This is a genomic window from Mesorhizobium sp. WSM4816, assembly GCF_055811535.1.
Window position 1 is genome coordinate 399,661 of the sequence record NZ_JBVVQR010000003.1, and the last position, 11,572, is coordinate 411,232.

Genomic DNA, 11,572 nt, shown 5'->3' on the forward strand with positions numbered 1-11,572 from the left:
ATCGACGTCAGCCTAGCCAATCAGCACGCGCGGCTCGAAGCGGCCGTTGACCGGAATGTCGAGCAGAAACGTCATGCCGGCTTGCGGGTCCAGCAGGCGCTGTTTCTCATCCTTGCCCGACCAGGCGGAGGTGACCGCCAGCCGGTCGGCATTCCTGCCGACAAAGGCCGGGCAGGACGGCTGCGTCACCGGCATCGCGACCGAACGGATGAGCTTGCCGTCAGGCCCGTAGGCTTCAACGACGCTGCCGCCCCAGCACGCGTTCCACAGGACACCGTCGCGATCGAGCACCGAACCGTCGATATAGCCCTTGGCCTTGCGGTGATCGACGAAGATTTTTGGCTCGCCAGCCGGCAGGCCGGTCGCCGGATCGCAGCCGACGCGCATCAACAGGCCGGTGCTGGTATCGGTGTAATGGGCAACGGTTCCATCTTCGGAAAAACAGATCGAGTTCGACACCGTGATGTCTGAATAGAGCCGGCGCAATTCACCCCTGAAGAACCAGTAGATCGAGCCAGCGGCCTTTGCCTCGCCCTTGCCCATCGTGCCGACCCAAAAGGCGCCGCAGGGATGGACGCGCGAATCGTTCGAGCGCGTCGCCGGATTGTCGGCCTCGATGGCCGTATGCAGCGTCATTTTGCCGGTCGCCACGTCGCGGACATGCAGGCCGGTTTCGGTGGCGATCAACTGTCTTTTGTCGTCGACGACGGCGATCGCGCTGGCCATTTGGCCAAGCTCGTGGATTTTGACGGCACCGCCGGACAGGGGCTTTTCCAGAAGCTGGCCGTTGACGATGTCGAACCAGTAGAGCGTTTCGGTGGCGGCGTCATAGCTCGGGCCTTCGCCGAGTTGACAGACATGGTCGGAAAAAACCGAAATGATGGCTTCGCTCATGGCGCTGCTCCAAACGCTGCGTCCCAGGCCGCGACTGCGGCCTGCGCCCGCGTTGCCACCTCGTCGACGCTCATACCAGGCTTGAACAGGCTGGAGCCGAGGCCGAAGACGCTGACACCGGCCGCCTTGTAGCCGGCAAAGTCCTTCTCCGACACGCCGCCGACCGCGCCGACCAGCGTCTCAGCCGGCAAAACGGCGCGCATCGCCGCGATCCCGGCCGCGCCGAGCACGCTGGCTGGGAAGAATTTCAGCGCCGAAGCGCCGAGCCCGATGGCCTGGAAGGCTTCGGTCGGCGTGAATACGCCCGGCATCGTCACCATGCCGTAATTCATGGCGCGACCCATGACCTCGGCATCGATGTTGGGGCTGACCAGCAGCCGCCCGCCGGCCTTGTTCAGTCCGTCGACATCGGCTGCGGTCAACACAGTCCCCGCGCCGACCAATGCCGTCGCCGGCAGCGCCTCAACAATTCTCGCGATGGAGACAAACGGATCCGGCGAATTGAGCGGCACTTCGATCGCTTCGATGCCGGCCTCGAAGATCGCCCGGCCGACGGCCACCGCCTCGTCCGGCTTGAGGCCGCGCAGGATGGCGACAAGCCCGCGCTCGAGCTTCGGAAACGATGCGGTCTCGGTCACGCGGCAACTCCGCTGTTGTCGATCATGTCTGGGCAATCATGCCATTTTCGCGCGCCGCCTCGATGAGGCCGGCACGCACCGCCTCGTCGGCATCGACGGCTCTCACCGCAAGCCCGGCAAGACCGAGCGCCTCAGTGTAGAGGGTGCCGAGCGCGCCGGCTGCGATCAGCACGATCGACGCTGCGCCTTTTCGATAGCGGCGGCTGGCCGAGGCGATCTCGCCGCCGATCAGCAGGCCGGACAGGCAAGCAGCGGCATCGTCGGGTTTCAGGTCCTGCAATAGGCCCGCAGCGCGGATCGAGAACAGCCTCGATGTGACATCGCCGCCCTCGGCCAGCGCGATCTCGCACCAGCGCTGGAAAAACGGATTGCCTGGTGGAACCGGCTTGGGCTGCTCGCCCAGCGAATGGCGCAGGATCGAATGCGCCGCCAGCACCGAAAACAGCTCGCCGGTCGGCCAGGTGCCAAAACCGGCAACGGCGCCGTCCTCGACCAGCACCCATTTGGAGTGGGTGCCGGGCATGCAGACGAGATGGCGGCTTGTTGCCGGCAAACCGGCGCCGGCAAGCTGCGTTTCCTCGCCGCGCATGACGTCAGGCGCGTCGGCCTGGCGCTGGGCAAGGCCCGGCACGATGCGGATATCGCGGCGCTGGCCGGGAACGCGCGCAGCACCGGCAAGGATGGCGCCGATCGGCGCCGGCACGCTGACATAGGGCGCCTCCAGCCAGCCCTGGCGAGAGCCGGCCATGCCGCAGATGATCACGGGCATCGCTTCCTGCGCGCCCATCGCCGCCAGATGTCCTTCGAGGATGGTCGAAAACCCGGCCGCCTGCGCGGTGATCAGCCCGTCGTCGCCGCGACGCTCGGCGAGGACATTTCCGGCCTCATCGACCAGCCAGACCCTGAGACGGGTGGTGCCCCAATCGACGGCGGCCACAGAAGGCACGTTGCTCGCTGAGTTCACAGGAAGCCCCCGTCGACGATCAGCATCTGTGCGGTCAGCATGCGCGAAGCGTCCGACGCCAGGAACAGCACCGTGCCGACGACGTCTTCCGGCTGCATCACCTGCTTGATGCATTGCTTGGCCACGTGGACGGCGAGCGCCTGTTCGGTGACCCAGAGCTGCTTCTGTCGCTCGGTGATCACCCAGCCGGGTGCGATCGCATTGACGCGAATGCCGTCGGCGCCGAGCTTGCCGGCAAGCCCCTTGGTCAGGCCGACGATCCCCGCCTTGGCGGCGGTATAGGCCGGCATGTCGGGGTGATTGATCAGGAACGACGTCGACGTGAAGTTGATGATCGAGCCGCCGCCGGCGCGCTTCATGCCCGGCGCCACCGCCTGGGCGGAGAAGAAATGCGGGCGCAGGTTGATCGCCTGGTTGTTGTCCCAGAACTCCACGGTGACGTCTTCCACCGCGTGGCGATCGTCAAGTGCCGCATTGTTGACCAGCACGGTGACGTCGCCATGCGCCTCTGCCGCCCTGGCGGCCGAAGCCCGCAGCGCCTCGACGTCGCGTATGTCGGTCTTGAGATAGAGGGGGCGGCGGCCGAGATCCTTTTCGATTCGGTCGGCCAGCGCCAGGCTCGGGCCGTCGGCGATGTCGATGAAGGCGACTTTTGCCCCCTGGCGGGCAAAACCCTCGGTCAGCGCCGCGCCGATGCCGGAGCCGCCGCCGGTGATCAGCACCGAAGCACCCTCAAGGTCGGCAAAGCGCGCCGATGGCATCTTTTTTTCTCCCATGCTCAGTCGGCGCGCATCCTAGCCAGCCCGGTCGGGGGAGCAAGTGCGAAAAACCGAATCCCGAGGCTTATGTCAGACAAAAAGACGATCACGCCCCCGCTATGCCGCGGGCCGGCTATGTCCGGCAGGGAAATGCGATCCGATTGCCTTGGCGCGCAAGGCGCCGTCGAAGGCGATCCTCAAAATGTCGCGATTGGCAGATGACCGGGGAGGTTGTAAGGGCAAGCAGCCCATCCGATCCGCCGGAGATCCGCCATGCCTCTGAAAATCGCTGTCCAGATGGACCACATCTCCGCCGTCTCGATTGCCGGCGACACGTCGTTTGCGCTGTCGCTGGAAGCGCAGCGACGCGGCCACCAGCTGTTCCATTATACGCCCGACCGGCTTTCGCTGCGCGACGGCAAGGTGTTTGCCGGCGTCGAGGAAATGCAGGTCCGCGACGAGAAGGGCAGTCACTATTCGCTCGGCGAGAAAGTGCGCACCGACCTGTCGGAGATGGACGTCGTCCTGCTCAGGCAGGACCCGCCTTTCGACATGAACTACATCACCACGACGCATATGCTCGAGCGCATCCATCCCAGGACGCTGGTGGTCAACGACCCGGCCTGGGTGCGCAACAGCCCGGAAAAAATCTTCGTCGCCGAGTTTCCCGACCTGATGCCGGAAACGCTGATCACCAAGGACAGCCAAGAGGTTGCCGCCTTCCGCAAGGAATTCGGCGACATCATCGTCAAGCCGCTCTACGGCAATGGCGGCGCCGGCATCTTCCACCTGCACGAGGCCGATCGCAACCTCGCCTCGCTGCTCGAAATGTTCGGCCAGATGTTCCGCGAGCCCTACATCGTTCAGCGTTATCTGAAGGAGGTGCGAGCCGGCGACAAGCGCATCATCCTGATCGACGGCGAGCCGGTCGGCGCCATCAACCGGGTGCCGGCCGAGACTGATTCCCGCTCCAACATGCATGTCGGCGGCCGCGCCGAAAAAACGGAACTAACGGAGCGCGAACGCGAGATCTGCGCCCGCATCGGCCCGTCGCTGAAGGAGCGCGGTTTTATCCTCGTCGGCATCGACGTGATCGGCGACTACATGACCGAGATCAACGTGACGTCGCCGACCGGCGTGCGCGAGGTAAAACGCTTCGGCGGCGCCGACATCGCCAGCCTGTTCTGGGATGCGGTTGAGGACAAGCGCAAGTAACGTCCCTGCATGCCGGGACGGCGGTGTTCCGGCCCGTAGCCGATGCGACGCCATCAAGGCACAACGTTCGATTGTTCCCGTAATGTTCTTGCCTTTGCGCAAAATCTGTGGTTGTCTCGGATGACGCCGTTCGCGGCATGATCGCATGGGCTTGGGCGAGCCCATGTCCGGGGGCAGAAAAATGGTTGCGCGGGTCCGCACGGTCGCTTTCCAGGGCATCGAGGCCGTGCCGGTCGACGTGCAGGTGATGATCGCGCCGGGCAAGGTCAACATGCACATCGTCGGCCTCGGCGACAAGGCGGTGGCCGAAAGCCGGGAGCGGGTGCAGGCGGCGCTGCACGCATCGGGCCTGTCGATGCCGTCGAAGAAGGTCACCGTCAATCTGGCGCCCGCCGATCTGCCCAAGGAAGGCAGCCATTACGATTTGCCGATCGCGCTTGGCCTGATGGCGGCGCTTGGCGCCATTCCAGGCGACATGCTGGCCGGCTATGTCGTGCTTGGCGAACTGTCGCTCGACGGCACCATCGCCGCGGTGGCCGGCGCGCTGCCGGCTGCGATCGGCGCCAATGCCGAAGGCAAGGGCCTGATCTGCCCTTTCGCCTGCGGCCCGGAAGCGGCGTGGGCCGGCAAGGATTTCGACATCCTGGCGCCGCGCAGCCTGATCGCCATCGCCAATCATTTTCGCGGCACGCAGGTGCTGTCGCGGCCGGAGGCCGGTATTCATGCCTCGGCGCGCGACCTGCCGGATCTTGCCGACATCAAGGGCCAGGAGACCGCCAAGCGGGCACTCGAAGTGGCGGCGGCCGGCGGCCATAACATGTTGATGATCGGTCCGCCAGGATCGGGAAAATCGATGCTGGCGCAGCGGCTGCCGTCGATCCTGCCGCCGCTGGCGCCGAGGGAATTGCTCGAAGTCTCGATGATCGCCTCGGTGGCCGGCGAGCTTGGTGAAGGCAAGCTGACCGACCGGCGGCCGTTCCGCGCGCCGCACCATTCGGCCTCGATGGCGGCGCTGGTCGGCGGCGGCCTGCGCGTGCGGCCGGGCGAGGCCTCGCTGGCCCACCACGGCGTGCTGTTCCTCGACGAGTTTCCCGAATTCTCGCCGCAGGCGCTCGATGCGCTGCGCCAGCCGCTGGAGACCGGCGACTGCATGATCGCCCGCGCCAATCATCGCGTCACCTATCCGGCGCGCATCCAGCTGGTTGCGGCGATGAACCCGTGCCGCTGCGGCATGGCCGGCGAGCCGGGCTATCGCTGCCTGCGCGGCGATCGTTGCCGCACCGACTATCAGGCGCGCATATCAGGCCCGCTGCTCGACCGCATCGATCTCCGGATCGAGGTGCCGGCGGTCTCGGCCAGCGATCTGATCCGGCCGGACCGGGCGGAGAAAAGTGCCGATGTGGCGCTGCGCGTGGCCCGCGCGCGGACAACCCAGCGCCAACGTTTCGAGCGGCTCGGCGCGACCTCCGTCACCACCAACGCGCACTGCTCCCCCTCTGTCATCGAGGAGATCGCGATGCCGGATGCATCAGGCCTGTCGCTGCTCAGGGATGCCAGTGAAAAGCTCGGCTTTTCGGCGCGGGCCTATCACCGGGTGCTGAAGGTGGCGCGGACATTGGCCGATCTCGAGGCCAGCGAGACTGTCGGCCGCATCCATCTGGCCGAGGCGATTTCGTACCGCATGAGTTCGGAGCGAATGGCGCAGGCGGCGTGACGTTCCCCTCCCCCTTGAGGGTCCCTTGAGGGAGGGTGACCGGCCCGGCCCGCCGCGGCAGCTACTTAACCGGGATCATGAGATGTGCGTAGGGAGTGCCCGCCCACATCACATATGGCTTGGACGTGTCAGGTTTGGGGTCAGCCGGATAGCCCTGCATCATGTCCGTTGCGTTGACGATCATCACGTGCGGTCCGGTCTCCACCCAATATTTGCCTTCCTCGGGCTTCGTCGCATAAGGATCGGTGTTGCTGCCATCGGTGCCGCCGGCCAGCATATACATGAAGCCGACCTTGCCCTTGGGCGGTTCCTTTTTTCCAATCCACGCCATCGCCCATTCCATCGCGTTGGCATCGCCACACATTGGATCCGGGCCAGGTGTGGCCGGGTTGTCCGGCATGCACCAGAAGCCGTTTGTGCCCTCGCGCAGTGTGCGCATTGCACCCTTCTCATCCATAGCGTGGATCGCAGCGCCGCTTGATACAGCGGGGGGTGCGGCGGATTCAGCGCTCTTGATCATCGCAGCGTCATCGGCGGCTGCGCCTTGCATCGCAACCAAACTGCCCGCCGCCACAAGGGCAGCGACCGTCAGAAGCCGTTTCATGGCCGTTCTCCGGTTTTGAGTTCTTGTGCATGATGTCGGACGCACGGCCTCCCAGAGCCGTTTGTCGGTGGTTAAATCGTAGCAGATCGCGTGCACCGGGACAACGATGTTTTAGCAATTGCTAATATCTGTCGGGTTATACTAGAACTCTGTGCGCGCTAGCGAGGGTCTTTCCTTCGCCTTCAGCTCCAACCGCCGCGCGTGCAGCACCGGCTCGGTGTAGCCGTTGGGCTGGACCCGGCCCTTGAAGACGAGGTCGCAGGCGGCGAGGAAGGCAATCGACTTGTCGAAGTCAGGGGCCATCGGCCGGTAGAGCGGATCGCCTGCGTTCTGGCGGTCGACGACACCGGCCATGCGCTTCATCGTCTCCATCACCTGGTCTGAGGTGCACACGCCGTGATGCAGCCAGTTGGCGATGTGCTGCGAGGAGATGCGCAGCGTCGCGCGGTCCTCCATCAGGCCTACGTCATTGATGTCAGGCACTTTCGAGCAGCCGACGCCCTGGTCGATCCAACGGACGACATAGCCCAGAATGCCTTGCGCGTTGTTGTCGAGCTCGTTCTGGACCTCCTCCGGCGACCAGTTCGGCCGCACCGCTACCGGCACCGACAAGATGTCGTCGAGCTTTGCCTTGGGGCGGCTCTTCAGCGCCGCCTGCATAGCGTCGACGTCGACCTTGTGGTAATGGGTGGCGTGCAGTGTCGCCGCTGTCGGAGACGGCACCCAGGCGGTGTTGGCGCCGGCCCTGGGATGGGCGATCTTTTCCGCCAGCATCGCCGCCATCAGATCGGGCATCGCCCACATGCCCTTGCCGATCTGGGCGCGGCCGGCCAGCCCGCATTCCAGCCCGGTGTCGACGTTCCAGGCTTCGTAGGCGGCAATCCAGACGGCCTGCTTCATGTCGCCCTTGCGGATCATCGGGCCGGCTTCCGTCGAGGTGTGGATCTCGTCGCCGGTGCGGTCGAGGAAACCGGTGTTGATGAAGACAACGCGATCCTTGGCGGCGCGGATCGCCTCCTTGAGGTTGACGGTGGTGCGCCGCTCCTCGTCCATAATGCCCATCTTGATGGTGTTTTTCGCCATGCCGAGCAGCGCCTCAACACGGTCGAATATCTCGACGGCGAAGGCGACTTCCTCCGGCCCGTGCATCTTGGGCTTTACGACATACATCGAGCCCGCGCGGGAATTGGCGCGTCGTCCGCTCGGGCCGACATCGTGCAGCGCGATCAGCGCCGTCATCGCCGCATCCATGATGCCTTCCGGCACTTCGTTGCCGTCGCGATCCGTTATCGCCGGATTGGTCATGAGGTGGCCGACGTTGCGGATCAGCATCAGCGAGCGGCCGGGCAGGGACAGCGCGCCACCATCAGGCGCGGTGTACGACCGGTCGGGATTGAGTTTACGCGTAAACGTGCTGCCGGCCTTGGTGATCTCCTCGGCAAGGTCGCCCTTCATCAGGCCGAGCCAGTTGCGGTAGACCAAAACCTTGTCCTGCGCATCGACTGCCGCGACCGAATCCTCGCAGTCCTGAATGGTGGTCAGCGCCGATTCCAGCACGATGTCGGCAATGCCTGCCGGATCGGTCTTGCCGATCTGGTTGCTGCGGTCGATCACAATCTCGATATGCAGGCCATTGCGGGTGAGCAGAACGGCTTCGGGATTATCGGCGTCGCCGCGATAGCCGGCAAACTGTTTGGGATCGGCGAGCGTGGTGGCGCCGGCGCCCTCGCCCAGCCGTAGCATGCCGTTGGCCACGGAAAGCCCGTTCACCCCTGCCCATTTGCCGGTCGTCAGCGGGACCGAATCGTCGAGAAAACCCTTCGCCCAGGCAATGACCCTAGCGCCGCGCTCGGGATTGAACCTGGCACCCTTCTCGGCGCCGTCGGTCTCTGGAATGGCGTCGGTGCCGTAGAGCGCATCATAGAGCGAGCCCCAGCGCGCATTGGCGGCATTCAGCGCGTAACGCGCGTTCATCACCGGCACCACCAATTGCGGCCCGGCAACCACCGAGATCTCGGGGTCGACATCGTCCGTCGCGACGGAGAAGGCCGGCCCTTCCGGCGCGAGATAGCCGATTTCCCTCAGGAAATCCTTGTAGGCTTCCATGTCGCTGGGCGCGCCATTGTCGTGATACCAGCGGTCGATCTGGCCTTGCAGCGCGTCGCGCTTTGCGAGCAGAGCCCGGTTCTTCGGCGCCAAATCATCCACGATGGCGGAGAAGCCGGTCCACAAGGCGTCGGCTGCAATGCCGGTGCCCCGCAGCGCCTCGTTCACGACGAAATCATAAAGCCCGCGGGCAATCCGCAATCCGGCGATTTCGACGCGATCGGTCATCGGGGCTTTCTCCAGGCGAAAGGCTTTGGCCGGGCCTTTGACATGTCAAGGTGGCAGGGTCAATTCAGCTTAGGGTGAAGGTAGGGCAATTCGCTTCCATTTCGAATGACGCCTCACCCTTTGCGTTGACGCAGGCTGGTGCGGCTCCCCTTCTCCCACAAGGCGCCCTATACCGCGATCCTTGGCCTGCCCGACGCCACCGCCACCACATGCGCCTCGATGAACATGCGCTGGCCCTCGACGGTCGAAACGCGGAATTCGCTGGCGATCTCGATTTCGGCGCTGTCGGTGCCGGCGTCCCTGGCCCGCCCGGCGGCAATGGCGCGGACATCGGTTTCCGCTGCCGCGATCGCCGCCGCCTCGTCATTGAAGTCGCGCACGTTTTCGCCCGAGGCGACGCGAAACAGCCCTTCCTGGGGCTGGCTGACGCGCGCCTCCGCCGAAACCCTGACCTGGCCGACGACGGCGCCGAGCGCATTGGCGACATCGGTATCTTCGGGCACCACGCAGTCATGGCCGACCAGCGGTGGCAGCCCGGCATAATGCAGCGGCGCCGAGGCGCCGAGGCCGATGACCGGGCGGTCGAGGGCGACGCTCAGCCGTGCGATGCCGGGATGCGCGTCGACGGCGCGCTGCACCAGTGCGTGCGCCACAGTCGCCGCGCCGTCCAGCCCGTCCTCGGCAAAGGCGGTTTCGAGGACGACTTCCGCCGACAGCCGGGTCAGCGTGGTCAGCACCCGTTCCGAGATCGCCTCCGGTGAGGCGGCGATCGCCTGTCCGCGGCCGTCGCGCTTGCGGGCGAACAGCTCGGCACCGAGCCGAGCCGTGGCGGCGTCCCAGTTGGCCTGCTTGCCCAGCACATGGGCGGCGTCCGACGGCGTGAAGCCGGCGACATGCACCAGCCCGCGCGACACCAACCGGTTCAAGGTGGCGTTCTGGGCGTTTGATGTCAAAAGCCTGTCGACGGCGAGCGGGGTCGCGCCGATCAGCTCATAAAGCTTGGCCTCGGCGCCGGTCAGGCCGGCAGCCAGCCGCTCCGGCACGCCAGTCCTGACCGCCAGCCGGCCATCCATGCGGCTGGGGTTGGCCGCGCGGATCTGGCGTTCCAGTTCGACGGTCACCGCTTCGCCATGCATTATGCCGGCCAGCGCCAGCGGCACCAGGCGGCGCGGCCCGAGCAAAATTCTTGGGTTGAGCGCGCCATCCTCCAGCGTCACTTCGGAATCGCCGCCGAGTCCAAAGGTGCGCATGGCGACCGCCTCGACCATGGTGCGGAAGCCGCCGACGGTGGCGCCTTCCGGGTCAAGCCTGGGACGGCCCTGGTCGAGCACGGCAACGTCGGTGGTGGTGCCGCCGATGTCGGAGACGACTGCATTGTCGAGGCCGGTCATGTGGCGAGCGCCGACAAGGCTGGCGGCCGGGCCTGAAAGAATCGTCTCGATCGGCCGCTGGCGGGCGAAGGCGGCCGAAACCAGCGCGCCATCGCCGCGCACCACCATCAGGGGTGCTGCAATGCCGCGCGCGGCGAGGAAACCTTCGGTCGCCGCCACCAGCCGGTCGATCATCGAGATCAGCCGGGCGTTGAGCAACGTCGTCAGCGCCCGGCGCGGGCCGCCGAGCTTGGCCGAAAGCTCGTGGCTGGCGGTGACCGGCAGGCCGGTCTTTTTGCGAATGAGGTCGCGAGCGGCAAGCTCGTGCGCCGGGTTGCGGGTGGCGAAATAGGCGCAGACGGCAAAGCCGGACACCGAGGCGCCGAGTTCCGGCAGCGCAGCCTCCAGCCCGGACAAATCGAGCTTGGCGGCATTGCCATGGACATCATGGCCGCCCGGGCAGAACACCACCGGGTCGGCGCCGAGTGCGGCCTTCAGCCCGTCGCGGGCGAGGTCGCCTTCGGAAAAGCCGATCATCACCAGCGCCACGCGACCGCCCTGGCCCTCGACCAGCGCGTTGGTGGCCAGCGTCGTCGACATCGACACCAATTTTATGGCTGCAGGATCGGTGCCAGCTTTTTGCAGCACCGCGTCGACCGCGCCCGAAATGCCGACCGCGAGGTCGTGGCGCGTCGTCAGCGCCTTGGCCTTGGCGTGCACTTTGCCGCTTGGCCCGCCGGCTTCCGACCACAGCACGGCGTCGGTATAGGTGCCGCCGGTGTCGATGCCGAGGAACAGGGGGGAGGATTTGGTCTTGGCGGTCATATTCTGGCAGCGGTCCGGCGAATTTCGTCTCCGCCCCTTAGCCGATACGGAACGGCGGATAAAGCCGCGAGCGCTGGGCCACGGCGCCTAATCTCCCCTCTTGAGGGGGAGATGTCGCCGAAGGCGACAGATGGGGTCGTGGGGGGGGGGGGGGGGGGGGGGGGGGGGGGGGGGGGGGGGGGGGGGGGGGGGGGGGGGGGGGCGCCCCCCCCCCGGGGGGGGGGGGCCCCCCCCGCGGCCCCGCGGCGGGGGGGGG

General features: G+C 66.1%; 9 protein-coding genes. 2 read left to right on the forward strand and 7 right to left on the reverse strand.

Annotated elements, in window-relative coordinates; genetic code table 11:
• Positions 1-12: 12 nt before the first annotated feature.
• The 4 genes from AC0L3H_RS06200 to AC0L3H_RS06215 are packed head-to-tail and all read right to left on the reverse strand — an operon-like array spanning position 13 to position 3,257.
• The gene (locus AC0L3H_RS06200; protein ID WP_473584841.1) at positions 13-894 is read right to left on the reverse strand and encodes an SMP-30/gluconolactonase/LRE family protein; all 882 of its coding nucleotides are present in this window, start codon (positions 892-894) and stop codon (positions 13-15) included.
• Positions 891-1,532, reverse strand: coding sequence for a 2-dehydro-3-deoxy-6-phosphogalactonate aldolase (locus AC0L3H_RS06205; RefSeq protein ID WP_473584842.1), 642 nt, complete (start codon positions 1,530-1,532; stop codon positions 891-893). Before AC0L3H_RS06205 ends, AC0L3H_RS06200 begins: the two co-directional genes overlap by 4 nt.
• Before the next feature lie 22 nt (positions 1,533-1,554).
• Positions 1,555-2,496, reverse strand: a complete 942-nt coding sequence (locus AC0L3H_RS06210) for a 2-dehydro-3-deoxygalactonokinase (RefSeq protein WP_473584843.1) — start codon at positions 2,494-2,496, stop codon at positions 1,555-1,557.
• Positions 2,493-3,257: an SDR family NAD(P)-dependent oxidoreductase gene (locus AC0L3H_RS06215; RefSeq protein ID WP_473584844.1), complete on the reverse strand. Its 765-nt coding sequence runs from the start codon at positions 3,255-3,257 to the stop codon at positions 2,493-2,495. The genes AC0L3H_RS06210 and AC0L3H_RS06215 overlap by 4 nt, the downstream gene beginning before the upstream one ends.
• A gap of 270 nt (positions 3,258-3,527) precedes the next feature.
• Between AC0L3H_RS06215 and gshB the strand changes: the two genes are divergently transcribed.
• Positions 3,528-4,469 carry a glutathione synthase gene (gene gshB, locus AC0L3H_RS06220; RefSeq protein WP_473584845.1) on the forward strand — a complete coding sequence of 314 codons (942 nt, stop codon included), beginning with the start codon at positions 3,528-3,530 and terminating at the stop codon, positions 4,467-4,469.
• 181 nt (positions 4,470-4,650) lie between these two features.
• Positions 4,651-6,183, forward strand: coding sequence for a YifB family Mg chelatase-like AAA ATPase (locus AC0L3H_RS06225; RefSeq protein WP_473584846.1), 1,533 nt, complete (start codon positions 4,651-4,653; stop codon positions 6,181-6,183).
• Positions 6,184-6,244: 61 nt separating this feature from the next.
• On the opposite strand, the gene AC0L3H_RS06230 is transcribed toward AC0L3H_RS06225, so the two are convergent.
• The 3 genes from AC0L3H_RS06230 to AC0L3H_RS06240 form a co-directional block, all read right to left on the reverse strand.
• Positions 6,245-6,787 (reverse strand): hypothetical protein, encoded by a 543-nt coding sequence (locus AC0L3H_RS06230; RefSeq protein ID WP_473584847.1) that lies wholly within the window; start codon positions 6,785-6,787, stop codon positions 6,245-6,247.
• A gap of 141 nt (positions 6,788-6,928) precedes the next feature.
• Positions 6,929-9,121: a malate synthase G gene (locus tag AC0L3H_RS06235; RefSeq protein WP_473584848.1), complete on the reverse strand. Its 2,193-nt coding sequence runs from the start codon at positions 9,119-9,121 to the stop codon at positions 6,929-6,931.
• A 167-nt stretch (positions 9,122-9,288) separates the two neighbouring features.
• Complete coding sequence (locus AC0L3H_RS06240; protein ID WP_473584849.1) at positions 9,289-11,316, reverse strand: hydantoinase/oxoprolinase N-terminal domain-containing protein; 2,028 nt, start codon at positions 11,314-11,316, stop codon at positions 9,289-9,291.
• Positions 11,317-11,572 lie beyond the last annotated feature (256 nt).